This is a genomic window from Mycobacterium sp. NPDC050853 (assembly GCF_040653875.1).
GTDB lineage: Bacteria > Actinomycetota > Actinomycetes > Mycobacteriales > Mycobacteriaceae > Mycobacterium.
Genome location: NZ_JBFAGW010000002.1, coordinates 506540 through 531994 on the forward strand (window position 1 = coordinate 506540; position 25455 = coordinate 531994).

27 protein-coding genes and 1 pseudogene are annotated in these 25455 nt (G+C 65.1%); 11 read left to right on the forward strand and 17 right to left on the reverse strand.

Going from position 1 to position 25455, the window contains the following annotated elements:
• Positions 1 to 8 precede the first annotated feature (8 nt).
• Complete coding sequence (locus AB0H22_RS10750; protein WP_180752159.1) at positions 9 to 959, reverse strand: oxygenase MpaB family protein; 951 nt, start codon at positions 957 to 959, stop codon at positions 9 to 11.
• Between the two features lie 331 nt (positions 960 to 1290).
• Here AB0H22_RS10750 and AB0H22_RS10755 point away from each other — a divergent pair, with 331 nt between their 5' ends.
• Positions 1291 to 2565 carry a lytic murein transglycosylase gene (locus AB0H22_RS10755; protein ID WP_180752158.1) on the forward strand — a complete coding sequence of 425 codons (1275 nt, stop codon included), beginning with the start codon at positions 1291 to 1293 and terminating at the stop codon, positions 2563 to 2565.
• Between the two features lie 23 nt (positions 2566 to 2588).
• The gene (locus AB0H22_RS10760; protein ID WP_358146586.1) at positions 2589 to 3725 is read left to right on the forward strand and encodes a P-loop NTPase; all 1137 of its coding nucleotides are present in this window, start codon (positions 2589 to 2591) and stop codon (positions 3723 to 3725) included.
• Between the two features lie 4 nt (positions 3726 to 3729).
• Here AB0H22_RS10760 and tatB read toward each other — a convergent pair whose 3' ends face one another.
• The 4 genes from tatB to sigE form a co-directional block, all read right to left on the reverse strand.
• Positions 3730 to 4140: a Sec-independent protein translocase protein TatB gene (gene tatB, locus AB0H22_RS10765; protein WP_180752157.1), complete on the reverse strand. Its 411-nt coding sequence runs from the start codon at positions 4138 to 4140 to the stop codon at positions 3730 to 3732.
• The gene (locus tag AB0H22_RS10770) at positions 4140 to 5618 is read right to left on the reverse strand and encodes a trypsin-like peptidase domain-containing protein (RefSeq protein ID WP_180752156.1); all 1479 of its coding nucleotides are present in this window, start codon (positions 5616 to 5618) and stop codon (positions 4140 to 4142) included. The genes tatB and AB0H22_RS10770 overlap by 1 nt, the downstream gene beginning before the upstream one ends.
• Before the next feature lie 9 nt (positions 5619 to 5627).
• Positions 5628 to 6059, reverse strand: coding sequence for an anti-sigma E factor RseA (gene rseA, locus AB0H22_RS10775; protein ID WP_358146587.1), 432 nt, complete (start codon positions 6057 to 6059; stop codon positions 5628 to 5630).
• Positions 6060 to 6169: 110 nt separating this feature from the next.
• Complete coding sequence (sigE, locus tag AB0H22_RS10780) at positions 6170 to 6940, reverse strand: RNA polymerase sigma factor SigE (protein ID WP_358146588.1); 771 nt, start codon at positions 6938 to 6940, stop codon at positions 6170 to 6172.
• 113 nt (positions 6941 to 7053) lie between these two features.
• Here sigE and AB0H22_RS10785 point away from each other — a divergent pair.
• From AB0H22_RS10785 to AB0H22_RS10805, 5 genes and pseudogenes are all read left to right on the forward strand, one after another.
• Positions 7054 to 7762: pseudogene (locus tag AB0H22_RS10785) on the forward strand (O-methyltransferase).
• A gap of 159 nt (positions 7763 to 7921) precedes the next feature.
• Entirely contained in the window at positions 7922 to 8566 is a 645-nt protein-coding gene (locus AB0H22_RS10790) for a TetR family transcriptional regulator (RefSeq protein WP_358146589.1), read from the forward strand.
• Positions 8563 to 9468: an ABC transporter ATP-binding protein gene (locus AB0H22_RS10795; protein ID WP_358146590.1), complete on the forward strand. Its 906-nt coding sequence runs from the start codon at positions 8563 to 8565 to the stop codon at positions 9466 to 9468. The genes AB0H22_RS10790 and AB0H22_RS10795 overlap by 4 nt, the downstream gene beginning before the upstream one ends.
• A complete protein-coding gene (locus AB0H22_RS10800; protein WP_180752151.1) occupies positions 9465 to 11087 on the forward strand; it encodes an ABC transporter in 1623 nt (540 codons plus the stop codon). Before AB0H22_RS10795 ends, AB0H22_RS10800 begins: the two co-directional genes overlap by 4 nt.
• A 12-nt stretch (positions 11088 to 11099) precedes the next feature.
• Positions 11100 to 11774 carry an isoprenylcysteine carboxylmethyltransferase family protein gene (locus AB0H22_RS10805; RefSeq protein ID WP_358146591.1) on the forward strand — a complete coding sequence of 225 codons (675 nt, stop codon included), beginning with the start codon at positions 11100 to 11102 and terminating at the stop codon, positions 11772 to 11774.
• A 25-nt stretch (positions 11775 to 11799) separates the two neighbouring features.
• Here the strand turns inward: AB0H22_RS10805 and glgC are convergent, their stop codons facing one another.
• Positions 11800 to 13014: a glucose-1-phosphate adenylyltransferase gene (glgC, locus tag AB0H22_RS10810; RefSeq protein WP_180752149.1), complete on the reverse strand. Its 1215-nt coding sequence runs from the start codon at positions 13012 to 13014 to the stop codon at positions 11800 to 11802.
• A 91-nt stretch (positions 13015 to 13105) separates the two neighbouring features.
• Between glgC and glgA the strand changes: the two genes are divergently transcribed.
• Positions 13106 to 14284, forward strand: coding sequence for a glycogen synthase (glgA, locus tag AB0H22_RS10815; protein ID WP_180752148.1), 1179 nt, complete (start codon positions 13106 to 13108; stop codon positions 14282 to 14284).
• A gap of 41 nt (positions 14285 to 14325) precedes the next feature.
• Here glgA and AB0H22_RS10820 read toward each other — a convergent pair whose 3' ends face one another.
• The 3 genes from AB0H22_RS10820 to AB0H22_RS10830 all read right to left on the reverse strand — a co-directional run bounded on the left by AB0H22_RS10820 (position 14326) and on the right by AB0H22_RS10830 (position 15500).
• The gene (locus tag AB0H22_RS10820) at positions 14326 to 14493 is read right to left on the reverse strand and encodes a DUF3117 domain-containing protein (RefSeq protein ID WP_005059648.1); all 168 of its coding nucleotides are present in this window, start codon (positions 14491 to 14493) and stop codon (positions 14326 to 14328) included.
• Between the two features lie 121 nt (positions 14494 to 14614).
• Positions 14615 to 15205 (reverse strand): DNA-3-methyladenine glycosylase I, encoded by a 591-nt coding sequence (locus AB0H22_RS10825; RefSeq protein WP_358146717.1) that lies wholly within the window; start codon positions 15203 to 15205, stop codon positions 14615 to 14617.
• On the reverse strand, positions 15195 to 15500 hold the full coding sequence (locus AB0H22_RS10830) for a DivIVA domain-containing protein (protein ID WP_180752147.1): 306 nt from the start codon (positions 15498 to 15500) through the stop codon (positions 15195 to 15197). The genes AB0H22_RS10825 and AB0H22_RS10830 overlap by 11 nt, the downstream gene beginning before the upstream one ends.
• A 47-nt stretch (positions 15501 to 15547) precedes the next feature.
• Between AB0H22_RS10830 and AB0H22_RS10835 the strand changes: the two genes are divergently transcribed.
• Complete coding sequence (locus AB0H22_RS10835; protein WP_358146592.1) at positions 15548 to 16039, forward strand: pyridoxamine 5'-phosphate oxidase family protein; 492 nt, start codon at positions 15548 to 15550, stop codon at positions 16037 to 16039.
• Between the two features lie 8 nt (positions 16040 to 16047).
• Here AB0H22_RS10835 and AB0H22_RS10840 read toward each other — a convergent pair whose 3' ends face one another.
• From AB0H22_RS10840 to AB0H22_RS10870, 7 genes are all read right to left on the reverse strand, one after another.
• On the reverse strand, positions 16048 to 16983 hold the full coding sequence (locus AB0H22_RS10840) for a glucosyl-3-phosphoglycerate synthase (RefSeq protein ID WP_180752145.1): 936 nt from the start codon (positions 16981 to 16983) through the stop codon (positions 16048 to 16050).
• Positions 16980 to 17804, reverse strand: a complete 825-nt coding sequence (gene folP / locus AB0H22_RS10845; RefSeq protein ID WP_219603533.1) for a dihydropteroate synthase — start codon at positions 17802 to 17804, stop codon at positions 16980 to 16982. Before folP ends, AB0H22_RS10840 begins: the two co-directional genes overlap by 4 nt.
• 214 nt (positions 17805 to 18018) lie before the next feature.
• A complete protein-coding gene (locus AB0H22_RS10850) occupies positions 18019 to 18351 on the reverse strand; it encodes an HNH endonuclease signature motif containing protein (protein ID WP_180752143.1) in 333 nt (110 codons plus the stop codon).
• A gap of 25 nt (positions 18352 to 18376) precedes the next feature.
• Entirely contained in the window at positions 18377 to 20167 is a 1791-nt protein-coding gene (gene fadD6, locus AB0H22_RS10855; RefSeq protein ID WP_358146593.1) for a long-chain-acyl-CoA synthetase FadD6, read from the reverse strand.
• A gap of 70 nt (positions 20168 to 20237) precedes the next feature.
• Positions 20238 to 20780, reverse strand: coding sequence for a TIGR00730 family Rossman fold protein (locus AB0H22_RS10860; RefSeq protein WP_180752141.1), 543 nt, complete (start codon positions 20778 to 20780; stop codon positions 20238 to 20240).
• Positions 20777 to 21532, reverse strand: a complete 756-nt coding sequence (locus AB0H22_RS10865; RefSeq protein WP_180752140.1) for a TIGR00730 family Rossman fold protein — start codon at positions 21530 to 21532, stop codon at positions 20777 to 20779. Before AB0H22_RS10865 ends, AB0H22_RS10860 begins: the two co-directional genes overlap by 4 nt.
• Before the next feature lie 77 nt (positions 21533 to 21609).
• The gene (locus tag AB0H22_RS10870) at positions 21610 to 22560 is read right to left on the reverse strand and encodes a TIGR03564 family F420-dependent LLM class oxidoreductase (RefSeq protein WP_358146594.1); all 951 of its coding nucleotides are present in this window, start codon (positions 22558 to 22560) and stop codon (positions 21610 to 21612) included.
• A gap of 126 nt (positions 22561 to 22686) precedes the next feature.
• Here AB0H22_RS10870 and AB0H22_RS10875 point away from each other — a divergent pair, with 126 nt between their 5' ends.
• The gene (locus AB0H22_RS10875; protein WP_180752138.1) at positions 22687 to 23427 is read left to right on the forward strand and encodes a helix-turn-helix transcriptional regulator; all 741 of its coding nucleotides are present in this window, start codon (positions 22687 to 22689) and stop codon (positions 23425 to 23427) included.
• On the opposite strand, the gene dapE is transcribed toward AB0H22_RS10875, so the two are convergent.
• Positions 23417 to 24478 (reverse strand): succinyl-diaminopimelate desuccinylase, encoded by a 1062-nt coding sequence (dapE, locus tag AB0H22_RS10880; RefSeq protein ID WP_358146718.1) that lies wholly within the window; start codon positions 24476 to 24478, stop codon positions 23417 to 23419. The genes AB0H22_RS10875 and dapE overlap by 11 nt on opposite strands.
• A 17-nt stretch (positions 24479 to 24495) precedes the next feature.
• Here dapE and dapD point away from each other — a divergent pair, with 17 nt between their 5' ends.
• Positions 24496 to 25452, forward strand: a complete 957-nt coding sequence (dapD, locus tag AB0H22_RS10885) for a 2,3,4,5-tetrahydropyridine-2,6-dicarboxylate N-succinyltransferase (RefSeq protein ID WP_358146595.1) — start codon at positions 24496 to 24498, stop codon at positions 25450 to 25452.
• Positions 25453 to 25455 lie beyond the last annotated feature (3 nt).

Below are 25455 nucleotides of genomic sequence, written 5' to 3' on the forward strand. Positions count from 1 at the left end.
AGCCCGCCCTAGGCGGTGGCTCGCCTCCCGTACCTGTCCTTGGCTTCCGCCGGTGTCAGGGTGATGGGCCGGACAGGGGTCTTGGCCGCGTGGAAATCACGCAGCGTCGTGGCGGTCATCGGCAGTTTGGCAAATCGCGCGATCGAATCCTCGATCGCCGGGATGCTGGCGATCGACATGGCTGCCGAGACCAACGGCCGGTATGCCGCGTCGACGAGCCCGGGCTGATCGAACTGTCCCAGCTCCCGCATCCACCGCGGCAACGTCGAGATAGTCGCTGGGGCCATCAACCTGCTCACTGCCCAGAATCTCAGGCTGCTGTTGCTCCGCGGGGTACGCAGCAGATAGTGCATGGCATTGTGCGCCCGCTCTGAGGTGCACAGGCTCGGCTTGATATCGGCGAAGTACTGCCGGACCTCGTCACGGGAACGCGGGACATCGGCGGGGTTAACCGTCTGCAGTTCAGCTGCGATCACACATTCGGACCAATAGCGGTCCTCCTCGGCGGGGCTGAGCGGTCCGGGACCGAACATTTCGTAGCACTTGAGCACCGAATGCCAGCCCGTGACGTGAATCCACAGCTGCGAGGCCGGATCGTTGGCGCTGTACCGCTTACCGGTGACCGGATCGACGCCCTTGGAACGGGCATGGACCTTCTGCAGGTGCTCGGAGGCCTCAACGGCGGTTTTCGAATCGGCCGTCGCGACGATCAGGAAGTAGGCGAGGGTCCCGTCCATCCGCCCACGGGGATCGCGGTAGATACCTGCGGAATCCGCGACGGCCGCGGCCAAATGGGGCTCGAAATGTTCCAGCACCACCGAGCGCTGGAATCCGATCAGCGCGGTCGGGCTGGTCCACACCTTCCACGTCGGAGAATCCGGCCCGAAGAAGCCGTAGTCCTCGCGAGGACGATCCGAACCGAGTTCCCAATGGACGGCAACGTCCGGTGATGCAGTCATGCGCTCACGCTACCAACTCATTATGTTTACGTCTAGACACTGACTGTAAGTCAGTTGAACGGGCAGCCGGCGGGCCGAAGATAGCCACTCGCCCATTTTCCATCGCACGCCCTCGACCGAACTCGGCATGCTCAGGCCCTATTCGGTGGTGATCCGGGATTCGCTGGGGTTTGCCCATTTTGCAACCCGTCCGTCATCTCACCGGTATGGTTGCTCCGGTTCACATCGGTCACATCCGTCACGCGCGCATAGGTCAGAATGAGTGCGACAGATGGGACCCGGAGGTACGAGCAGGGACCCGAGAGATTAGGGGCCCAAGGGAAGGGACCGGGTGGAGCTTCCGGGTTGGGTTGCGACGTCGGTAAACCATGCCCGCGACGCGGTCCACCGCGCCAAAGATGCCCACGTGCCGTGGCTTCGGGTTGGGGGCCTCAGCGCGCTGGTGATCGTCGGCTCGGCCGTGGCCGCAAGCAGTGCCCAGGTCAGCGGCCAAGCCGTCGTGCCTGTCCCGATCCCCATGGCCTCTGCGGTCGCAGCACAGGCGGAAGCGGGTCCGCTGAACCTGGTCACCGTGACGCGCCCGCCGACCCAATACCGCGTCGTGCCGACCGCTGCGATCGCTCCACCTCCACCGGCGATCGTGATGGCCCCTGGTGGACTTGGCATCCCGAAGATCGCATTGGACGCCTATCAGAACGCCGAACGCATGATGGCCAAGGCCACACCTGGCTGCGGAGTGAGCTGGAACCTGCTGGCGGGTATCGGCCGGATCGAATCGGGCCACGCCAACAATGGCGCCACCGATGTGAAGGGCCGCGTGGTCCGTCCCATCTACGGCCCAAGCCTCGACGGCACCCTCCCGGGTAACGAGGTCATCGTCGACCATGAGAAGAGCCAAAACCAGGCCGCTCAGGTGTACGTCCGGGCCATGGGGCCCATGCAGTTCCTCCCGAGCACCTGGAACCACTACGCCTCCGACGGCGATGGCGATGGAAAGGCCGACCCACAGAACGTCTTCGACGCGAGTCTGGCCGCCGCCCGCTATTTGTGCAGCGGCGGATTGAATTTGCGGGATCGCACGCAGGTGATGTCGGCCATCCTGCGCTACAACAACTCAGTGGCCTATGCGCAGAATGTGCTGGCCTGGGCGGCCGGGTACGCCACCGGCGTGATCCCACTCAACCTGCCGTTGCTGACCGCTGCCGATGTTGCCCCCGAGCGCAAGGCTCACCTCGGCGGCGAGTCCCGCGGGCTCGGCCCCGGCTCGGTGGCCGATGTCGCCGCGCTCTCCCCCAACGATCCGCTGGCACAACTACCGATCGTCACCCCGTTGACACCCGACCGGGTAGGCGTCGTGGGCCCGCTAGGAGCCATACCGGCACCGGAGGCGCCTCAGTCGCCGTGCGTCATCTTCTGTGCGCAGCCGCCTCCCGCCGAACCCTTCAACCCGTTCGCCCCGCCGCCGGCCGAACCCTTCAACCCGTTCGCACCGGCTCCCGCCCCACAGCCGTTCAATCCGTTCGCCCCGCCCCCGCCACCGGTGCCATTTGAGCCGATCGGCCCGCCTCCGGGACCGGCTCCCGCACCGGCAGCGCCAAAGCCCTGATCGGCACGCCCTAGACTCGGGTAGTGACATCCGAGCTCACCTCGGCAGTGCGAAGCGCACTCGCCGGGGTCATCGACCCCGAACTTCGCCGTCCCATCACTGAATTGGGGATGGTCAAGGACATCACGTTCGATGACGCCCATAACGTCGAGATCGGGATCTACCTCACTACCTCCGCATGTCCGAAGAAGGCTGAGATCGCTGAGCGGGTAACCCAAGCGGCCGCCGATGTCGACGGCGTGGGCACCGTGCGGGTGCAGCTGGATGTCATGAACGACGATCAGCGCACCGAGTTGCGTAAACAGCTGCGCGGCGACAGCGCCGAACCGGTCATCCCCTTCGCCCAGCCCGGCTCCCTCACCCGTGTATACGCGGTGGCATCCGGTAAGGGCGGCGTCGGAAAGTCAAGTGTCACAGTCAACCTCGCGGTCGCGATGGCGGCCAAGGGCCTGTCGGTGGGCCTGCTCGACGCCGATATCTACGGCCACTCGGTGCCGCGCATGATGGGCACCTCCGATCGCCCCACTCAGGTGGAGCGGATGATCCTGCCCCCCGTGGCCCACGACGTGAAGGTCATCTCGATCGCTCAGTTCACCCAGGGCAATACCCCGGTGGTGTGGCGCGGACCGATGCTGCACCGTGCACTGCAGCAGTTCCTGGCCGATGTGTTCTGGGGCGATCTGGACGTGCTGCTACTGGATCTACCCCCGGGTACCGGGGACGTGGCGATCTCGGTTGCCCAGCTGATTCCCGGCGCCGAGATCCTGGTGGTAACGACGCCGCAGCAGGCCGCCGCCGAGGTGGCCGAGCGCGCGGGCGCGATCGCGACGCAAACCCGTCAGCGCATCGTCGGCGTGGTCGAGAACATGTCCTGGCTGGTGTTGCCCGATGGCTCACGCATGGAGGTTTTCGGGTCCGGTGGCGGCGAGAAGGTCGCAGAGAGCCTGACTCGAGTGGTGGGTACGAAAGTGCCGTTACTCGGCCAGATCCCACTCGACCCCGCGGTGCGCGAGGGCGGCGACGACGGGGTGCCGATTGTGCTCAGTCAGCCGGATTCGGCTGCGGGCCAGGCCCTCCGGACGGTGGCGGACAAACTTTCGACACGCAGCCGCGGGCTGGCGGGCATGTCGCTGAACATCGACACCGCCCGACGCAACTAAGTTCCTACGTCGCGTCGGCGTCGAAGCGGGCCGGGCCGGGCTCCGCGGGTTTGGTGAGCTCGGGGTTGACAACCGGCGTAGGCCCCGGCTCCGACACTGCCTTCTTCACGTCCTCGAGCGGTTGGGTAAGCGAGTTCAGTACCGAATCATCGCCGTCCAGAAGGTGTTTGGTGATGACAGCACGTGGCGTCATACCGCGCAGCTTCTGCAGTTCGGCGAGCGGCTTGCGCACATCGTCAAATTCCGGCCCCAGCTCCTCACGCAATGAGGCCGTCGCACCGCTGGCGTAATCGCGGGCCTTCCGCAGCGATTCGGTGGTCCACCGAATCGCACCGGGCAGCCGCTCCGGGCCAAGCACCACGAGCCCCACGACCAAAAGGACCAATAGCTCCCCCCAGCCGACGCTGCCAAACATTAGCTGCTATCGGGGCCGGGAGTGACTTTGAGCTCGACCGGGCGGCCCTGGCGCAGCACCGTGATGGTGGCCTCCTGCCCAATCTTCAACTGCCGCACCGCGACCGCGAACTCGTCTGCATCGGCCACCGTACGAGAACCGACCTTCACGACGACGTCGTTCTCCAGCATGCCGCCCTTCTCGGCGGGGCTGCCGGCCTTGACATTGGCCACTTCGGCGCCCGTCGCGGTCGCATTGCTGACCGTGCGAGTGCTGATGCCCAGTGTCGCGTGCACGACCTTGCCATCGCGGATCAGCGTCTGCGCCACATCGGCCACCTCGTTGATGGGAATCGCGAAGCCGAGGCCACTTGAGCTGTCGCTCAGTGACTTTCCGGCGGTATTGATTCCGATCACCTGAGACTTCATGTCGATGAGCGGGCCACCGGAGTTGCCGTGGTTGATGGCGGCGTCCGTCTGGAGAGCATCGATCACCGTGTCGGTGTCGCTGCCCTCGCCCGAGAGCGGCACCGGGCGATGCAATGCACTGATGATGCCGCTGGTCACGGTGCTCCGCAGACCCAGCGGGGAACCGAACGCGATGACCTCGGCACCAACTGCCACCTTGTCGGAGTCACCCAGGCGGGCCACCGCCAGATTGTCGACGTTATCCACCTTCAGCACCGCAATGTCCGTCTTCGGGTCACGTCCCACGAGGTTGGCGGGCACCTTCTTGCTGTCGTTGAAGATGACCTCGATCTTGAACTTGCCGGGGTTCTTAGCGGCATCAGAGATCACGTGGTTGTTGGTGACGACGTAGCCCTTGGGGTCGATGACAACTCCCGAGCCCTGGGCCACCTCGTCATCCGAGCTGGCCTCAATGGTCACCACCGCACCCTTAACCGCATTGGCAACCGCGGTGAAGCGAGACTCGTCGGGCTGGGTGCTGTCATCGGTGGTCAACGTGACCTTCGAGGTGGTGAATGCCTGCACCACCTCGGCCGTCTTGCGGCCGACAATGCCGCCGACCAAGCCGATCAATAGGGCAATCGCCGCGAGGATGGCGAGCGCCGGTATCGAAACCCGACCACCGAACAGGACATCACGCACACCAAGCTTCGGTGCCTCTGCACCGGACACCGCGATGGGCGCCTTGGTGACCCCTGGCCTGCCCAGCTGGACCTGCGCCTCGGGGTCGCGCCATGGATCCTCGGCGGCGTCCGGGCCCTCGTCAGCGGCGTTGAGCTTGCCGGCGTCAGCGGGATGGCGTTGCAAGGAAGTGGTGGTGTTATCGGGCCGTCCAAAAGCCTGCGCCAGCACCGGGTCGGGAGGCCCGACCCTTGGTGTGTACTCCCCCTGGTCTCGGTACTTGTCCAACCCCTGGAACGAACCGGATACCCCCGAAGGACGGCCGAAAGCCCGCTGCGAAGCCGGATCGACGGGCGGCCGGTCAACCGGGCGCGGCGCCAACCGAGGAGCGGTGTCCTGATTTGCGGTCACCGGCTCACCCTACCGGCGCTTACGGCGACGACGCACCTCATCACTGGCTAACGCGGGCGGCAAGTCGCCGTCATGTGATGACGGTCGCGGCGATGTCGCCTCATGCGGAATATGTGGAATCTGGCTGAGTAACCCGAGTAACGAACCGGGCACCCGGATCCCCCCCGAATCACGCAGTGCGCTGCGCGCTTGGCGCTGTGCATCGATCTCCAGCGCGCATTCGGGGCACATCGACAGGTGGTGCGCAGCCCTCAGGTGCGCACTCATCCGTAGTTCGCCATCCACGAACGCCGCTATCGCCTCTGACGAGAGATGCTCGGTGGACCCGAACTGCCGCGGAGCACCTACCGGTGCCTCACTTTGCGAGGCGAATGGGGACGGCAGCCGCGAGAACGATGAGAAACTTGAGAACGCCCGGCGGAACGAGCCGCTATCCACCACGGCGACGCTCCCTTCGATCCGGAACGGTCGGCGAACTCGCTGCGACCTACCTCGAATGTAGCGCGTGAATGTACTCATTGCGTACCAACCTGCACGAACGGTGTCGTGTGCTACTCGGCGGCCGCAAGCGCGGACGTCGAGTGAGCGGCCAGGTACTCGCGGATCGCCTGCCGGCCGCGGTGGATGCGGCTGCGGACGGTACCGAGCTTCACATCCAAGGTGGCGCCGATTTCCTCGTAAGACAGACCCTCGATATCGCACAGCACCACTGCGGCACGGAACTCCGGTGCCAGCGAGTCCAGTGCAGCTTGCAGCTCGGCGCCCAGATGAGCGTCGTGGTAGATCTGCTCAGGATCCGGGTCGGTGGCCGGCACGCGGTCGTAGTCCTCGGGCAGGGCCTCCATGCGGATGCGCCCGCGACGGCGAACCATATCGAGGAAGAGGTTGGTGGTGATGCGGTGCAGCCATCCCTCGAAGGTGCCGGGCTGGTAGTTCTGCAGCGAGCGGAAAACCCTGATGAAGGTGTCCTGGGTCAGATCCTCGGCGTCTTGCTGATTGCCCGCGAGACGATAGGCCAGGCGGTACACGCGGTCGGCATGCTCGCGAACCAGCTCGTCCCAAGACGGCATGGCTGCCTGATCTCCGGTGGCGTCGAATACTGCGGTCCCGGATAGTTCGGCGGGATCGGTGGCCTCGACGAAGTCGGTGTATTCGGCCGACTCGCTGATAGTCGTGAGCGAAATCGCGTGTTCCTCCTGTTCGGTCCTGACGGCCTTAGCCCCGGCGGGGAGGCTGTCAGCCCGGTCAACCCAGGTGCCATCGGTGTTATTCCCTGTGTGGGTCCCCGTGGCCGGGCTTGCGTTCAGGATGGATCGCGACATGTCATGACCTTCTACCACCGAGGTGTGGGGCACTTATGAGCTAACTTAACTCTTCCTGAGAATGCGGTCTCGATCCGATCTCAGCAGGGGTTTCCGGAACGAGAAACCGGCCGATCCTTCGTGAGTTCGGCGTGTCGCAGGACAGATCCCCCTCCAGCTCGACAGGATCGAATCGTGACCAGCAGCGCAGATCGATCCCACGTCGAGGCGATGGTCAGCCACGCCGAGGGCGCCATTTCCGAAGACGATATCGTCGTCGCCGCCCGGGAACGTGCCGTTGACCTGGGCGCGAACCCGGTGACACCAGCGGTCGGCGCTCTTCTCAGCGTCTTCGCACGTCTATCCGGCGGTAAGGCCGTCGTCGAGGTCGGCACGGGCGCGGGGGTCAGCGGCTTGTGGCTGCTCTCAGGGATGCGCGAGGACGGCGTACTCACCACCATTGACCTGGAGCCCGAGCACCAGCGCAGCGCCAAGCAGGCTTTTTCGGAAGCAGCCATCGCACCGTCGCGCACCCGGCTGATCGGCGGGCGCGCCCAAGAGGTGCTGCCACGGCTGGCCGATGAGTCGTATGACCTGCTTGTCATCGATGCCGCACCGGCCGATCAGCCCGACTTCCTGTCCGGAGGTATTCGGCTGCTGCGCCCAGGTGGGGCGGTTGTGATCCATGGGGCATCCGCCGGTGGGCGCGCGGGAGATCCAGGGGCCAACGATCCCGACGTAGTCGGAGTTCGCGAGGCGGCACGCATCATCGCCGATGACGGCCGTTTCACCGCGGTGCTGATTCCGCTGGGTGACGGCCTGCTGGCCGCCACCCGCGACTGAACATCCGGTCGCCGACACGCCCCGTTCCGCGGGCCAATCGCGAAATAACGCTGAAACCGTAGTTTCGGCGCACCCTTTCGCACCGTTTTCGTAAAGACACGAATCCCTCAACAGCTAGATGCTTGACGCTCGACTGAACGCGTGTTTAATCTACTAAACATGCGTTCACCCGAGGATCTCACCGCCACCGCCCGAATCCGGGATGCCGCCATCAAGCTGTGGGGTGAGCAGGGGTTCGGGGCGAGCGTGCGCGCGATCGCCGAAGCGGCGGGTGTCAGCCCCGGGCTGGTGATCCATCACTACGGATCCAAGGAAGGCCTCCGACAGGCGGTCGACGGATACCTGTTGGAGTACATCCGCTCCGAGAAGTCGCGCACCCTGACCTCCAACGACCCGAAAGTCTGGCTCGACGCCCTTGACGAAATCGAATCGTTCGCGCCGATGGTCAGGTACCTGCTGCACAGCGTGCAGTCAGGAGGTGAACCCGGCCGCGCGTTCCTGCAGCGCTCCATCCATGACGCCGAGCAGTACCTCGACGATGGGGTGCGGGCCGGCACCATCAAACCGAGCCGCGACCCCAAGGGCCGGGCGCTGTGGGTGTCATTGACCGGTGTGGGCGCCCTGGCGATCTATGTGCAGATGTACCCCGACGACGATCTGCGCACGATTTTGCGCCGCTACTCCGATGAGCTGATCTTCCCCGCGATCGAGATCTACACCGAAGGTTTGATGACCGACCCCACCATGCTCGATGCCTTTGCCGCACAGCAGGAGAACCCTCTCAACGAAGGAGATTCGAAGTGACCCACGCCAACTTTGCCGTCGAAATACGCGGCCTCTCGAAGTCCTTCGGGAAGACCAAGGCGCTCGACGGGCTCGATCTGTCGGTCGCCCACGGCGAGGTGGCCGGCTTCCTCGGGCCGAACGGCGCCGGGAAATCCACCACCATCCGGGTACTCCTCGGCCTGCTACGCGCCGACGCCGGCACGGTACAGCTCCTCGGCGGCGATCCGTGGGTCGATGCAGTCGATTTGCATCGGCTCATCGCCTACGTACCCGGAGATGTCACCTTGTGGCCCAACCTCACCGGCGGACAGGCGATCGACTTCCTCACCAGGATGCGTGGCTCCGAACATATTTCACTACCAAGACGCAACGAACTCATCGAGCGTTTCGAACTTGACCCCTCCAAGAAAGCACGCACTTACTCCAAGGGCAACCGACAGAAGATCGCGCTCATCGCCGCGTTCTGCTCCGACGCCGAGCTGTTCATCCTCGACGAGCCGACCTCCGGCCTAGATCCATTGATGGAGACGGTATTCCAACAGTGCGTCGCCGAGGTGGCCGCGCGGGGCTGCGCGGTCTTGCTGTCCAGCCACATCTTGGCCGAGGTGGAGAAGTTGTGCCATCGGGTGACCATTGTGCGCGCCGGTCGCACGGTGCTCTCCGGCCCCCTGGCCGAGCTGCGACATTTCATGCGGACATCGGTCACGGTACGCACCTTGGCCAATCCCTCAGGGCTCAAATCCATTCCGCAGCTCCGCGATCTCACCATCGGCGGTAATCGGGCCTCCTTCACGGTGGATCGCAGTGACCTGGACCGCACCATGGAACAGCTGGCAACTCTCGGGATCGTCGACCTCACGGTGGCGCCCGCATCGCTTGAAGAACTCTTCATGCGCGAGTATCAAGGCGTGGCCCGGTGAGTACCGACTTCGCAACCCTCCCCATCCGCCGACCGATTTCCGACGGCACCCCCAGACACCCCCTGACCGGTACCGGCACATTGATCATGTTGGCGCTGCGCCGCGACAGATTCCGGATCTGTATGTGGGTGGGCTGGCTGACCCTCCTCATGACCTATACACCGCTGGCTTTCAAGTCGATGTATCCGACGTCCGCCGACCGCATGGCGCGGGTCACCATGATGAAGACGCCGGCCGGAATCATCATGGGTGGACCCAATTTTGGAGTCGACGAGACCGATGTCGGCGTCATGGTCGCCAACGAACTGATGACCGTCATGATTGCCGCCGCCGCCATCATGTCCATCCTGACGGTAATCCGCCACACCCGCGCCGAAGAGGAATCCGGTGGTGCCGAGCTGGTCATGTCGGCGGTAATCGGCCACCAGGCGCGCACCTACGCGGCGCTCATTGTGGTGGGGCTGATGAACGCCGTCCTGGCCGTCGCGATGACGGTCGCGTTGTCCGCGGCGGGATTCGATTTCGCCGACAGCCTGGGGATAAGTCTCGGAATCACCGGGGCCTCCATGGTTTTCGCCGGAGTCGCAGCAGTCACATCACAGTTGTGGCGCACCTCCCGGGCAGCCAGCGGCGTCGCCATGGCGGCCCTCGCCGCGGCGGTAGTGGTTCGTGGACTCGGCGACATCATCGATAACAAGGGCAGCGCGCTGAGCTGGTTCTCGCCCCTCGCGTGGGCCCAGCAGATGCGACCGTTCGTCGACCTGCGCTGGTGGCCCTTCCTGCTGTTGGTGGGTATCGCGTTGGCGCTGATGTCGACCGCACATGTACTCGAAGGGCATCGTCAATACGACGCAGGGGTGCTGCCCTCCCGCGGCGAGAATGTCAATGCTCCCGAGATCGGGTCCGTGTTCGCGCTCAACCTGCAACTGCAACGCGGGCTGCTGACAGGCTGGGCGGTCGGAGTCTTCCTGGGCGGTATGGCATTCGGCTCGATGGCCAGGAGCCTGCGGGAATCCATCGACACCAATCCGCTGCTGGCCCGGGCCTTCAAGACACACGGCCTCGACAGCATCTTCGCCACCTTCAACCAGGTGCTCGCCATCGCGGTCACCGCATATGTGGTGTCGGCGATCGTGAAGCTCGCCAAGGATGAACAGTCGGGTATCGCCGAGGCGGTACTGGCCCGTGCCGTGTCACGCTGGAACTGGCTGTTGTCCGCGGTAGGAGTGACGGCACTGGGCAGTGCGCTGCTCATGGCGATCGCCGGTTTAGGCGGCGGCCTGGGCGCTGCCGCGACGCTGCACAATCCGGATTTGGTGTGGCGCCTTACGCTCGCCGGGCTGGCACAGATTCCCGCCCTACTGGTCGTCTGCGGTATCGCGGCCATGGCGGTTGCCGTGCAGCAGAGCTGGATTGGCTGGCTCGTGGTCGCGTTCTCCGTCGGCATGCTCTACGCCGGAATACTGCAGCTCCCCTCCTGGATGGTGAAGCTGTCACCGGTGATGCGGGTCAGCGCTCCCGTGGAGTACCCATGGCTCACCATGTTCATCCTCGTCGCGATCGGTGCAGGGCTCGCCGCAGGCGCGGGCAAGATCTATCGCCGTCGTGACGCGATCTGAGAAAGGAAAATCATGAAAACTGCTGTACAAGCTGTTGTTTCGGGCATCATCGTCCTCGCCGTGTTCGGCGCGGCGCTGTTCTGGCCCGCGGGAACATTCGCCTATTGGCAGGCCTGGGTGTTCCTGGCGATCTTCGTGATCAGCTCGGTGATCTCCTCGATCTACCTGGCCACGACGAATCCTGCGGTGCTAAAGCGTCGTTTACACGGCGGCCCCATCGCGGAGACTCGCCCGGTGCAGAAGTTCGCTGTCACGGTGCTGCTGAGCTCGTTCCTGGCGCTCGTCGTGGTGAGCGCCTTCGATCACCGGTTCGGCTGGTCACATGTGCCGACTTGGCTGGTGATAGTCGGCGAGGTACTGGTGATCGTCGGGCTGGGTGCGGCCACGCTGGTGGTGGCCCAGAACAACTATGCGGCCGCGAGCATCACCGTCGAGTCCGGGCAGACCGTTACCTCGACCGGGCTGTATGGGCTGGTTCGCCACCCCATGTACACCGGCTCACTGGTGATGTTGGTGGGTATGCCGTTGGCGCTGGGCTCGTATTGGGGCTTGCTCGCGATCATTCCGGCCTTCGCCTCGCTGGTGGTGCGGATCCTGGACGAGGAGAAGATGCTGCGCCACGATCTGCAGGGGTACGACGAATACACCGAGAAGGTGCGCAGCCGCCTGGTGCCGCTGGTGTGGTGAGGCCGCGCGCCCAGCACCAGGGTTCCTAGATCCAGACGCCCTTGCCGACGGCGACGACGCCGCCCGCGCTGACATTGAACCGCTCACGGTCACGTTCGATATCGACACCGACCTGTTCGCCCACACCGATAACCACGTTCTTGTCCAAAATCGCGTGCCGCACCACCGCGCCACGGCCCACTCGTACACCGGGCATCAACACACTGCCCTCGACAACGGCGCCGTCGTCGACGACGACATTCGAGGACAGCACCGAATTGCGGACGGACCCCGCTGAAACGATGCTTCCGGCACCGACCACCGACTCCTGCGCGGAGCCGCCGTTGACGAACTTGGCGGGCGCCAGGTTCTCCGATTCACCGCGGATCGGCCAACGACGGTTGTACAGGTTGAACACCGGGTGCACAGACACCAGATCCATATGCGCGTCATAGAACGCATCAAGGGTTCCCACATCGCGCCAGTACGCGTGATCGCGTTCGGTGGCGCCGGGCACAAGGTTGGTGTTGAAGTCATAGACCGCGGCGCGTCCGTCGGCCACCAGCCGAGGAATGATGTCGCCGCCCATATCGTGATCGGAGTGGTCGTCCTCGGCATCCGCGCGGATGACGTCGACGAGTTCCTTGGTGGTGAAGATGTAGTTCCCCATCGACACGAACGCGGCGTCCGGATCGTCCGGGGTGCCCGGAGGATCCGCCGGTTTTTCAATGAACTCCCGAATCCGGCCGGTGTCGTCGGCGTCGATGCAGCCGAATGCGGTGGCCTCCGCGCGGGGAACGCGGATTCCCGCGACCGTGACGGCCGCACCACTGTCGATATGGAAGTCGAGCATCTGCTCGGGATCCATCCGGTACACGTGATCGGCACCGAACACTGCGATGTACTCGGGATCCTCGTCGTAGATCAGGTTGAGCGACTGGTGAATGGCGTCGGCACTGCCGGTGTACCAGCGCGGGCCGAGTCGCTGCTGTGCGGGGACCGGCGTGATGTACTCCCCCGCCAGACCCGACAGCCGCCAGTTCTGCGATATGTGCCGGTCCAGTGAGTGCGACTTATATTGGGTCAGAACGCAAATCCGCAAGAACCGCGCATTGACCAAGTTGCTCAGCACAAAATCGATGAGGCGATAGGCACCTCCGAAGGGCACCGCCGGTTTCGCGCGGTCGGCAGTCAGCGGGTACAGCCGCTTGCCCTCACCGCCGGCAAGCACGATCCCCAGAACGTGTGGCGATGCCCTCATAGCAATCAACCTATCGGCACTCGGCACAAGCGGCCAGCGCTACACCCCTGGCGGGCCTGCGGGCGTCCGAGCCACCTACTACGGTCGTGGCATGACGCGGGTGGCGATGATGACGCGGGAGTACCCACCCGAGGTGTACGGCGGGGCCGGGGTCCACGTCACCGAGTTGGTGGCTCAGCTGCGCACACTGTGCGATGTCGACGTGCACTGTATGGGCGCTCCCCGCGACGGCGCCTTGGTGCATCGGCCCGATCCCGCACTGGACGGCGCCAATCCGGCGCTGACGACCTTGTCGGCCGATCTGGTGATGGCTGCCGCGGCCGCCGGTGCGACGGTGGTGCATTCGCACACCTGGTACACCGGCCTAGCCGGACATCTGGCCAAGCTGCTGCATGACATCCCGCACGTGTTGACCGCGCATTCCCTGGAACCGCGACGTCCGTGGAAGGCCGAACAGCTCGGTGGCGGATACCGGGTGTCGTCGTGGGTGGAGCACACCGCGATACACGCCGCCGACGCCGTCATCGCGGTCAGCAGTGGGATGCGCGAGGACATCATGGTGACCTATCCCGATTTGGATCCCAACCGGATTCATGTGGTGCGCAACGGAATCGACACCGCAACCTGGTACCCGGTGGATCCGGCGGAGGCAATTACCCAACCAGGGTCGGTACTCGCGGAGCTGGGCGTGGATCTAACGCGTCCGATTGTCGTATTCGTCGGGCGGATCACCCGGCAGAAGGGGTTGGCGCATCTGGTGGCGGCCGCACACCGCTTCGCCCCCGAGATCCAATTGATCCTGTGCGCGGGCGAGCCGGACACCCCCGAGATCGCCGAGCAGATCACCGGCGCCGTCACCGAGTTGGCCGCGAGCCGGCCGGGCGTGCACTGGATACGCGAGTTCCTGCCCACCCGCAAGGTGCGGGAAGTGCTTTCCGCGGCAACGGTTCTTGTCTGCCCGTCGATCTACGAACCGCTGGGCATCGTGAACCTTGAGGCGATGGCCTGCGGTACGGCAGTCGTAGCGTCGCGCGTCGGCGGGATACCTGAGGTGGTCGCCGATGGCACCACCGGGACATTGGTGGCGTACGAGAGCAGTGAGGCAGCGGCGTTCGAGACGGGGCTCGCCGATGCGGTCAACGCTCTGGTCGCGGACCCTGCCCGTGCCACCGAGTTCGGCAACGCCGGCAGAGCCCGCTGTATCGAGGAGTTCTCGTGGGCGCACATCGCGGAGATGACGCTGCAGATCTACCAGAAAGTCTGCAGCTAGCCCGAAGGCAGTGAGGTGGGGGACCTCCCGCTTACGGGGGCCTAGCTGGTGACGTTCTTGAGCTCGTCGCCGAGCGCGGCAGCTTCATCGGGGGTCAGCTCGACCACCAGCCGACCGCCACCTTCCAGCGGCACGCGCATGACGATCCCGCGTCCCTCTTTCGTAGCCTCGAGAGGACCGTCGCCTGTTCGGGGCTTCATGGCCGCCATCGTGTTGCTCCCTCCAAATTCCACCCAAGGGTGTTCGGCATCTCAGACTATTGTTCCCTATCTGAGCTGCCGTTTCATTGGACCATTCTTCCCTATGCGGGTATCTGGGGACACCAGACCCTCAACTGGGCCCTTCGGAGGGGGCTGTATCGGCTCGCGGAACCCAGCAGGACCGCAGGTGATCGTCCACCATCCCGGTGGCCTGCATCAGCGCATATGCCGTGGTAGGGCCCACAAAACGAAAGCCGCGGCGCTTGAGTTCGGCGGCCATCGCCTTGGATTCTTCGGTGACGGCAGGCACGTCGGAAAGATGCTGTGGCCGGGCGCGGCGTTTCGGTGCGAACGACCACAGCAGGTCCGAAAGATCGGTGTCCAGGTCGAGGACGACACGGGCGTTGGAGATGGATGACTCGATTTTGGCGCGGTTCCGCACAATCTCCGCATCGGCCATCAGCCGGGCGACATCCTTGTCGCCATACCGGGCGATCCTCTCGGGCTGGAACCCGTCGAACGCGCGCCGGAAGCCCTCACGTTTGCGCAGGATGGTGATCCAGGCCAGACCGCTCTGGAACGCCTCCAGGCACAGCCGCTCGAACAAGGCGTCACGCCCGTACAGCGGGCGTCCCCATTCGTTGTCGTGGTAATCGGCGTACAGCGTCGACCCCGGTAGGTCGACCGCCCAGGCACACCGGGTGCGCTCCTTACTCGGCATTGGCATTGGCCGCGCCCCGGGCCTCCGTGAGCTCGGCGCGCAGCTCGTCGATCTGCCGGCCGAGCCGGTCCAACACCCAGTCGACCTCACTGGCCTTGTAGCCGCGGAACACCAGGGAGAACTTGACGGCATCCACATCTGCACCCGTCACCTTCTCAGCGGGCAGGACGGTCGCCGTGGTGCCCTTGGGCAGGGGCGGCAACTCCTCACCGCGACCGAAGAGCGTCGAGCCCAGCACGAACAGCACAGCGGCCACCGCGATGAGAACCAGCAGATACGTCAGAGCGAACGTCACGACACCGATCTTGCCAGCGAGGTCCGACAACGTCGTAGCATCGGCACGTGGTCTCCTGGAACGAGTTCACACAGCGGGCTCCCGTGATCGCCGGAGTCTTCACCCGTCGGCATGCCGCGACACGCAATCTCTGCTTCCTGTCGACGCTTCGACACAGCGGCGCTCCCCGGATCAGTCCGATGGAACCACGGGTCTTCGCGGGCCGCTTGATCGTCGGCGGCATGCCGGGCACCACGAAGCTCGCGGACCTGGCCCGTGATCCCCGGTTCGAACTGCACACCGCTACGGTCGACACCCAGGTCAGCGAGGGTGACGCGAAGGTTTGGGGCACGGTGCGCGACGAACAAGACCTGGACCTGCATATCGCGTTCGCCGAACATCTCTACGCGGCTATCGGATTCGACCTGCGCGGGCGACGGTTCGCGCCGTTCTACGTCGCCGATATCGAGGGAGCATCCGCCGTACGCCTGGAGGACGGCCACATGACCGTAACCGTCTGGTCGCCCGCCGCAGGCGAGCGCGAGATCCGAAAGGCCTGAGGCCCCCGTCAGCGCAGAGTGTTCATGGGTGGGCGGTCGTCCAGCGAGACCGTCGAACTGCGCGGGGTGAACCCGTCGCCGTCGGCGAAGAACTGGGTGATTCCCACCCCAGAGTCGGGGATACCGCACCGCGACAACATGGTCGCCATCACCTGCCGGCTCATCACCCCAAGTTCGACCAACGGCCGATTGCGGTGGCTGCGCACGCCGAGGTTCACCTGACCGATCGCCCCCAGTCCGAGCCGGTCATAGGTGTCGATGAGCAGGCCGATCTCGACGCCGTACCCGGGCGCGAACGGCACTGAGGACAGCAGTTCACGGGTTCCCGCGTACTCGCCACCCAAGGGCTGCACCACGCAGCTCAGCTCGGGCCGCAGTGCGGCCAGCATGGGCCTGGCCACCAACTCGGTCACCCGTCCACCACCGTTGGCATCCTCAGCCCCGCTCACCTTGAGCGGACGCCGATAGAAGCCTTTGACGAGGTGTACACCGGAATGCAGCAGCAGCGGACCCAGCAGATGCGGCACAAACATCGGGTCGGGGTCGATGAGATCAGAGTCGACGAACGCGATCAGGTCGCCTGTCGTCGCAGCCACCGACCGCCACAGCACCTCACCCTTGCCGGGATTGGGCGGCACTTCGGGCAGTGCCTGTTCACGGCTGACCACCCGTGCTCCAGCGGACACCGCACGGATCGCGGTGTCGTCGGTGGAGCCTGAGTCGAGCACGATCAGCTCGTCCACCAAACCACCCAGCAGCGGGCTGATGGTGTCGACGACGGCCGCGACGGTCTCCTGCTCGTTGAGCGCGGGGAGCACCACCGAAACGGTGCGGCCCTTCTTCGCGGCGATGAGCTGTTCGATTGTCCACTCAGGCCGGTTCCAGCTGTGGGTGTCGAGCCAGCTCGGGTCGATTCCAACAGTCTCGGCCAGTTGATGGGTCATGCCAGCCCCCTTACAGTTCTCGCCGGAGGACGGGTTCCGACGATGGAGCCCACCATTTCCAGCGTGCGACGGGTGGGTCCGACTTCATGCACCCGGAACATCCGGGCACCCGCCGCCGCCGCCAGCGCGGTGGCGGCAAGAGTGCCCTCGAGTCGTTCCGTCAGTCCCACACCAAGAGTCTCCCCGATAAAATCCTTGTTGCTCAACGCCATCAACACAGGCCACCCGGTATTAACGAGATCGTTTACCTGGCGCAACAAAGCGAGCCCGTGGAACGTGTTTTTGCCGAAATCATGGGTCGGATCGATCAGAATCGCATCCCTGGCAACCCCCAGCGCTACCGCCCGCTCGGCGGCGGTGGTCACTTCGGCGATGACGGAACGCACGACGCCGTCGACTTCAGACCCATAGTTGACGCGAAACGGCCGAGTACGCGGCACTGCACCACCGGTATGCGAGCAAACCAGCCCGGCACCCCGCGCGGCCGCCACACCGGGTAGATCGGGATCGGTCCCCGCCCAGGTGTCGTTGATCAGGTCGGCGCCGGCCGCGCAGGCCTTGTCCGCCACCGCGGCACGCCAGGTGTCGACACTGATCAGCAGGTCTGGATGGGTATCCCGCACCCATTCGATGAAGGGCACCACGCGGGCGATCTCGGCCTCAGCGTCGACGTTGTCCCCCGGGCCGGCCTTGACTCCACCGATGTCTACAACATCCGCGCCATCGGCTACCGCTTTGTGCACGGCCGCCTGGGCGGCCTCGTCGGTGAAGGTGGCTCCGCGGTCGTAGAAGGAGTCGGGTGTGCGGTTGACGATCGCCATGATGAGGGCGCGATCGGTGCGGACGGGTCGTCCACAGAACGTCTCCTGCACGCCCTCATTGTGCAGGCCAGGCCCTCCACGCTCGCGCCGAGTGTGAAGTCATGGCGAGATTTCGGCCGATTTCCCGCCATAGCTTCACGCTCGGCGCAAGAAATGCACGCTGCAGCGCGGGGGCGCCGACGTGCTCGGCATCCCCGAGCGGCGTGTACACCGCCTAGGCCTGCGCGCGGGTGACCTCCACGTAGCGACGCAAGAAAGCGGTCTCGTCGAGCCGTTTACGCCGCATCCAGCTGGTCACTTCCGCATTGCACTTGCTGGCGTTGCACGATGCGCAGGCGGGCACCACATTGGATCGGGTGTACCGCCCACCGCGTGAGATCGCCTGAACGCAATCACGTTGCAGCGGAGCCCCTGTTTCACCGCAGTACGCGCAGCCACCCCAGGCGTCCATCAACGCCGACCATTCGGCATCGGTCAGGTCGTTGTCGGCAAGCCGTACCCGTCGCTGACGGCGGCGCGCCGCACGTACCCGACGGGTGACTCCCACGCTGGAACAGTAAACCCTTGAGCGCCTATCCCTTGGGACGCTGACCGGCCGCTACCTCGGCCGCGTACTCGGGATAGAACGGAACGTAGCCTTCGGCACGACCGGCCAGCACATACAGCGGATCGGTCACCGCCTCGCCGTAGGCCTCGTCGCGCAGCTCAACCTTGCGGCTCTTGAAGGTGGTGGTGTGCTCCAGGCTGTCCACGATCCTGATGAACAGCGGCAGCGCGTAGGCAGGCAGATTTTGATACGCCTTGTCGCCCAGGGCCTTTAGATCGAGTTCCACACCATCATGAAGTTTGATGGCGGCCATACCGGCGCGACCGTCGGTGCCCGGCACCTCCACCCCGAACACCGTGGCCTCTTCGATCGAGTCGTCGTGATCGAGCGCGCCCTCCACCTCGGTGGTGGCGACATTCTCACCCTTCCACCGGAAGGTGTCACCGAGCCGGTCGCCGAACGCCGCATGGCCCCAGCCGAGATTGCGCATCAGATCGCCTGTGTTGAACCAGGTGTCGCCCTTCTTAAAGGCGTCGTGCACCAGCTTCTTTTCGCTCGCGGTCGGGTCGGTGTATCCGTCGAACGGCGCGAGACTGGTGATCTTGCTGATGAGCAGGCCCGCCTCCCCGGCCCCGACCTTCGTCAGGAAGCCCTTCGCGTTGCGCAACGGTTCACCGGTCTCCACGTCGTACTTCACGTAGGCGATGGGCATCGGGCAGATCCCCACCGTCCGGTCGATATTGAGCGCATTGACGAAGGCGGTGTTGGACTCGCTGGCCGAGTAGAACTCGCACACCCGCTTGATGCCGAAACGGTGGGTGAATTCGCCCCACAGCTCGGGCCGTAGGCCGTTCCCAATGATGACGCGCACCTTGTGCTGCCGGTCGGTCGGCTTGGCCGGCTGGTTGAGCAGGTACCGGCACAGTTCGCCGATGTAGATGAAAGCCGTTGCGCGGCTGGCGATGACCTCATCCCAGAATCGCGATACCGAGAACGACCGTCCGATGGCCAGGGTGGCTCCGGCGTTGATGGTGGTGGAAACCGCAAGGGTAAGGGCGTTGTTGTGGTACAGCGGCAGACAGCTGTACAGCACATCGTTGGGACGTAGGCGCAACGCCATATCGCCGACACCGGACATGCCGCGTAACCACCGATAGTGCGTCATCACACTGGCTTTCGGCAGTCCGGTGGTGCCGGAGGTGAATATGTAGAACGCCCGGTCCTTGGTCATCACCGCATCGGTGGCGGCGGGATTGGTAGTAGGCGCCAGGACCGACAGCCGGTCGAGCTCATCGGCGGTCAATTGGGAGACCACGTTGGCGCCGGATTCGCCGACGGCATCCACGAATTCGGCCTCGGTGACGAGCATCTTGGAGTCGAGCAATCCGATGCTGTGCGCGAGTACATGTCCGCGCTGGTTGTAGTTGAGCATGCCCGCGATGGCACCGAGCTTCACGGTGGCCAGCATCAGAAGCACGGTCTGCGGGGAGTTGCGCAGCATGATGCCCACCACATCGCCCCGGCCGACACCGTGGGAGGCCAGCGTGGCGGCGTACCGGTTGGCGGTGGCGTTGGCTTGGGCGTAGGTGATGTCGTTGCCCTCGAAGCGTAGGAACACCCGGTCGGCGTGCTTGGCGGCTCGATCGGCGAACAAGGCACCGATCGACCAGCGCGCCTTGGGGTTGTACTTGATACCGCTGAGGACGCCACGCACCAGGATCGGCAGATCGAGGGCCATACCCGGAAGCTGCGCGAGCACTTCGGTCAGTCGGACCCGCTCGCGGGCGTTCGACGGAATAGCGCTGCGTGCGGACATCTAGTTCTCCCTGTTCTTACCGCCCAGTAGGAAATGGCTCACCGCATTGTTGACGAACGACCTGTCCTCGTCAATCCATCGGTTTGCACGCGTCGAGGGCAGACGCGATATCGGTGTGCACCAGCAGCCGGTCCCGGGCAGGAGCTGACACGTAGCCCTTGTCCTGAAGTTCGTCGAGCCAGCGCAGCAGCCCGGTGTAGTGACCGTCGGGGTCAAGCAGTACCACCGGCTTCTCATGTAATCCCAGATAGCCGGCCGTCCAGGTCTCAAAGATCTCTTCGAGGGTGCCGATTCCGCCGGGCAACGTGATGAAGGCGTCGGACCTGTCCTCCATGATCTGCTTGCGTTCGCGCATGGTGGTGGTGACGATGAGTTCGTCGGCGTCGGTATCGGCAACCTCGCGGTGCACGAGTGTCTTCGGGATGACGCCGATGGTCCGTCCACCCGACGCCCGGGCTCCCTGGGCGACGGCCCCCATGGCCGAGACGTTCCCTCCCCCGGATACCAAGGTCCATCCGCGTTCGGCGATGGCGGCGCCCAAGCGGGTGGCCAGGTCGAGCAGTTCGGGGTGGCGCGGGCCGGAGGCGCAGTACACGCAGACCGAGTGGCTCATGAGCGTGCTCCATTCCCGTTGGCCGCCTCGGCCCTGACGATGATCTCGATGGCCTCCTCAATGCTGTCGGTCACCGAGAGCAGCGCGATGTCCTGTTCGCCGACCTTGCCGGCGGGCAGCAGCGTGCCGCGGATCCAGTCGAGCAGCCCGGACCAGTACTCGGTGCCGAGCAGGATGATCGGGAAACGCGTGACCTTGCGGGTCTGCACCAGGGTGAGCGCCTCGAAGAGTTCGTCGAGCGTGCCGAATCCGCCGGGCAGACAGACGAAGGCCTGCGCGTACTTGACGAACATCGTCTTGCGGACGAAGAAGTAGCGGAAGTTGATACCCAGGTCCACCCATTCGTTGAGGCCCTGTTCGAACGGCAGCTCGATGCCCAGGCCCACCGAGTAGCCGCCCGATTCACTGGCACCGCGGTTGGCGGCCTCCATGGCGCCCGGTCCGCCGCCGGTGATGACGGCGTATCCGGCCTTGACAAGGGCAACGCCTAGCTCGCTACCGAGCCGGTATTCAGGTGAATCTGGCTTCGTTCTGGCCGAGCCGAAAACTGTTACCGCCTTGGGGGTTTCCGCGAGAGCGTCGAAACCCTCCACAAACTCGCCCTGGATGCGCAGCACCCGCCACGGATCGGTGTGGTTCCAGGTGGTCGTATCGCGGGTATCCAGCAATCGCTGGTCGGCGGTGACGTTCTCGCAGCGGTCACGGCGTAGCTGAACCGGTCCGTGCAGTTGGGGTTCGGGGCTTTCTGGCACGTTGCCAGCCTAGGGGCCGCTGACCGGCCCCGCCGACACGCCGCCTTACGGCGGATTCGTATCGCACAATCCCTCCACTAGCGGGCGTGTCGACGCAAGGTACTCAGCTCACCCAGCAGTGCCAAGGTGCGCGCCTCGTCCTCCGGTCCGCCCAATTCGGTATGGCTGGCGAAGACCTCGGTGGCCCCGGCGTCGAAGTACCGCTGCAGCTCCTTGGCAACATGCTCCTCGTCACCGACGATCGCAAGTTCCCCGGTGTGCTGAACACCTTCGGCGTCAAGCACTTTCCGATACGACGGGATGTTCTCGTAGAACGCCATATCCTCGATGGCCAGCGCCCGCACACGTTCCGGGTCGGCGGTGACGACAACGGCCACTCCGGCGATGACACGTGGCCGTGGCCGTCCGGCCCGCTCGGCGGCACCATCGATGACCGGCACGATGTCCTGACCCAGTGCGCGCGGCCCGGCGTGCAGGGGAATTGTGCCGTCGGCCAGCTCTCCGGTGGCCCGCAACGCCTGCGGCGCCATGGCTGCCACCAACACGGGGATGTTCTCGCCGCCGGGCTGCGAGGTAGTGAATTTCGGTGCAACCGTGATGGTTTCACCGTGGAAGTCTGCAGTTCCGGTATCCAACAGCTGCCGTAGAACGGTCAGGTACTCGCGCAGGTGGCGGATCGGTTTATCCACGCGCAGGCCGTAGCTCGGACCCTCGATGACCGGTGCGCCGAGCCCCAGCCCCAGCTGGAATCTTCCGTGGGTGGCTGCCTGCGCTGTCTGGGCAGCGGCGGATACCTCGATAGGGTGGCGTGGATTGATGGGAATGACCGAAACCCCCACGGTGACATCCGGAACCGCTTGGCCGACGAGCGCGGCCATCGTGATGGAGTCGTAGTGATACATCTGCCCGAGCCATAGCGTGCCAATCCCGGCATCGGCCACCCTGCGCCCGTGCGCGATGAAGGAGTCGACGAGATTGGTGTCGCCCTGTTCGCTGAGGGGTCGGCCGATGGCTACTCCGAGCTTCATACTCGGCCAACCCCCCACGTTCGGGTCGCTATTCCCGCCCGGGCGACGGCAACAGGCCGGCCAGCACAATCGCAAGAATCGACACGAGGCGAAGAGTGCTGCAAGCTTCCGATAAAATCCCATTTTATGTTGATTACCCGCCACATCACCGGCGTGATGTCGGTGCCCGGTGGGCAGCGCATCGACAGGCACTGGCATGAGGTGCACCAGATCGTGTACCCGGCCACCGGGGTGATCGCGGTGACCACTGCCGAGGGCACCTGGATCGCGCCGCCGAACCGTGCGCTGTGGATCCCCGCGGGCGCCCGTCACGAGCACCGGTTCTACGGGCTCACCGCATTTCATTCGGTGGGCTTCAATCCCGATAAGTACGCCGTGGACATGAGCGGCCCGACGGTGATCGCGGTGTCACCGCTGCTGCGGGAGCTGATCATCACGTGCTCCGATCCCGGGTCGCTACCCGAGGACGAGATCGCAAGGCTCCGTGTCGTTCTCGTCGACCAGCTGCGGCACAGCCCGGAACAGGCCCTCAAGCTGCCCACTCCTCGCGATGAGCGCCTGGCGGAGGCGTGCGCGCTGGTGGAAGCCGATCTGACACAGATATGGACCGTGGCCGAGCTGGGACGGCGAGTGGGCGCCAGTGAACGGACGCTGACCCGACTGTTCCGCACCGATATGGGTATGACGTACCCGCAGTGGCGCACCCAGATCCGCCTTCATCAGGCGTTACGGCTGCTCGCGGAGGATCGACCGGTGACCTACGTGGCGCATCAATGTGGTTGGGCCACACCGAGCGCGTTCATCGATGTGTACAGGCGCACCCTCGGTCAGACTCCGGGGACGTACGCCTCACCCGTTACGCGCTGAGGTAGCGCTGGAGCACCTCGGCGACATCGGTGATCTGCTCGACCGGAACGTGTTCGCCGCGGGTGTGCGCCAGATTGGGATCACCCGGTCCGTAGTTGACTGCGGCGATACCGCGTGCCGCGAACCGGGACACATCGGTCCATCCGTACTTGGCCCGCACCACTCCCCCTGCCGCGCCGACCAATTCGGCGGCCGCGGGTCGATCCAGGCCCGGCAACGCCCCGGCGGCGGAGTCGGTGAGCTCGATCTCGACGTCGAGCCCGTCGAAGACCTCGCGCACATGCACGAGCGCCTGCTCGGGGCTGCGATCGGGGGCAAACCGGAAGTTCACGGTGGCAGCCGCGGCGTCGGGGATGACGTTCCCTGCGACACCGCCATCGATCCGCACCGCAGACAGGCCCTCCCGATACTCGCAGCCGTCGATATCGACTATGCGTGCGCGATACGAGTCCAGCCGCTGCAGCACCATGCCGAGTTTGTGAATGGCGTTGTCGCCCAGCCAGGACCGTGCCGAATGCGCGCGGGTTCCCGCGGCCCGGACAACCACCCGCAGCGTGCCCTGGCAACCCGCTTCGATGAGGCCGGCGGTGGGCTCACCGAGGATGGCCAGATCGGCATCGAGCCACTCGGGCAGTTCACGCTCGATGCGGCCGAGGCCGTTGAGCGAGGACTCGATCTCCTCGCAGTCGTAGAACACCAATGTCAGGTCGACACGAGGCGTGACGGTGGCGGCCAGGTGCAAGAACACGGCATCGCCGGATTTCATGTCGACGGTGCCGCATCCGAAGAGAAGATCGCCCTCGCGGCGGCTGGGGACGTTATCGGCGGCGGGCACCGTGTCCAGGTGCCCGGCCAGCATCACGCGGGTGTCATGGCCGTTGTTGGTGCGGGCCAGTACCGCGTTGCCGTTGCGGATGACCTCGAAGCCGGTGGTCTGTTCCCGCAGGGCCGCCTCGACCGCGTCCGCGATCTGGGCCTCGTGCCGGGACTCACTGGGGATGTCCACCAGTGCAGCAGTCAGCGCAACCGGGTCACCAGCGAGATCAAGCACCACCGATTCAGGCTAGCGTGTACACCGTGAGCGGAGCAGTAGCACTTGGCCTGGCGACCATCGCGGCAGACGGATCGGTTCTGGATACCTGGTTCCCGGCGCCCGAATTGACCGACGCACCCGGCACGCCGGGCACCGAACGTATCGACGGAACAGTGGCACCCGCTGAGCTGGCTGCGCTGGCCGGCACAGACGCCGACCGCGGTGTCGAGAAGGTGTTGGTGCGCACCACGATCGGCTCGCTGGCGGATAAGCCCACCGACGCCTACGACGCGTACCTGCGGTTGCATCTGTTGTCGCACCGGCTGATCCAGCCGCATGGCGCCAGCACTGACGGGCTGTTCGGTGTGCTCACCAATGTGGTGTGGACGAACTTCGGCCCGTGCGCCGTCGAGGGATTCGAGACGACGCGCGCGAAGCTGCGTGCGCGCGGCACCGTGACGGTGTTCGGCGTCGACAAGTTCCCGCGCATGGTCGACTACGTGGTGCCGGCCGGTGTCCGGATCGCCGACGCCGACCGCGTGCGCTTGGGCGCGCACCTGGCCCCCGGTACGACGGTCATGCACGAGGGCTTCGTGAACTTCAATGCGGGCACGCTGGGCGCCTCCATGGTCGAAGGGCGCATCTCGGCCGGTGTCGTGGTCGGGGACGGTTCCGATATCGGTGGCGGCGCATCGATCATGGGCACCCTCTCCGGTGGCGGCAGCCAGGTGATCTCGGTGGGCCAGCGCTCACTCTTGGGCGCCAATTCGGGTCTGGGCATTAGCTTGGGCGACGACTGCATCATCGAGGCCGGGCTCTACATCACGGCGGGCACCAAGGTCGCTACACCGGACGGCAAGACCATCAAGGCGCTGGAACTGTCCGGCACCAATAACCTGCTGTTCCGGCGCAATTCACAGACCGGTGCCGTCCAGGTGGTGGCCCGCGACGGCGGCACCTTCGAGCTGAACGCCGCCCTGCACGCCAACTAGCCA

Bases quoted from the DNA above. Each gene is read 5' to 3' on its own strand.
- fadD6 (WP_358146593.1), bottom strand. From the start codon at position 20,167: ATGTCCGCACGCAGCGCTATTCCGTCGAACGCCCGCGAGCGGGTCCGA.
- AB0H22_RS10820 (WP_005059648.1), bottom strand. From the start codon at position 14,493: ATGGCGGCCATGAAGCCCCGAACAGGCGACGGTCCTCTCGAGGCTACG.
- glgA (WP_180752148.1), top strand. From the start codon at position 13,106: ATGACGCGGGTGGCGATGATGACGCGGGAGTACCCACCCGAGGTGTAC.
- AB0H22_RS10840 (WP_180752145.1), bottom strand. From the start codon at position 16,983: ATGACCCATCAACTGGCCGAGACTGTTGGAATCGACCCGAGCTGGCTC.
- AB0H22_RS10875 (WP_180752138.1), top strand. From the start codon at position 22,687: ATGTTGATTACCCGCCACATCACCGGCGTGATGTCGGTGCCCGGTGGG.
- AB0H22_RS10860 (WP_180752141.1), bottom strand. From the start codon at position 20,780: ATGAGCCACTCGGTCTGCGTGTACTGCGCCTCCGGCCCGCGCCACCCC.
- AB0H22_RS10870 (WP_358146594.1), bottom strand. From the start codon at position 22,560: ATGAAGCTCGGAGTAGCCATCGGCCGACCCCTCAGCGAACAGGGCGAC.
- tatB (WP_180752157.1), bottom strand. From the start codon at position 4,140: ATGTTTGGCAGCGTCGGCTGGGGGGAGCTATTGGTCCTTTTGGTCGTG.
- folP (WP_219603533.1), bottom strand. From the start codon at position 17,804: ATGGCGATCGTCAACCGCACACCCGACTCCTTCTACGACCGCGGAGCC.
- AB0H22_RS10825 (WP_358146717.1), bottom strand. From the start codon at position 15,205: ATGCCGAGTAAGGAGCGCACCCGGTGTGCCTGGGCGGTCGACCTACCG.
- glgC (WP_180752149.1), bottom strand. From the start codon at position 13,014: ATGAGGGCATCGCCACACGTTCTGGGGATCGTGCTTGCCGGCGGTGAG.
- sigE (WP_358146588.1), bottom strand. From the start codon at position 6,940: ATGTCGCGATCCATCCTGAACGCAAGCCCGGCCACGGGGACCCACACA.
- AB0H22_RS10805 (WP_358146591.1), top strand. From the start codon at position 11,100: ATGAAAACTGCTGTACAAGCTGTTGTTTCGGGCATCATCGTCCTCGCC.
- AB0H22_RS10750 (WP_180752159.1), bottom strand. From the start codon at position 959: ATGACTGCATCACCGGACGTTGCCGTCCATTGGGAACTCGGTTCGGAT.
- AB0H22_RS10790 (WP_358146589.1), top strand. From the start codon at position 7,922: ATGCGTTCACCCGAGGATCTCACCGCCACCGCCCGAATCCGGGATGCC.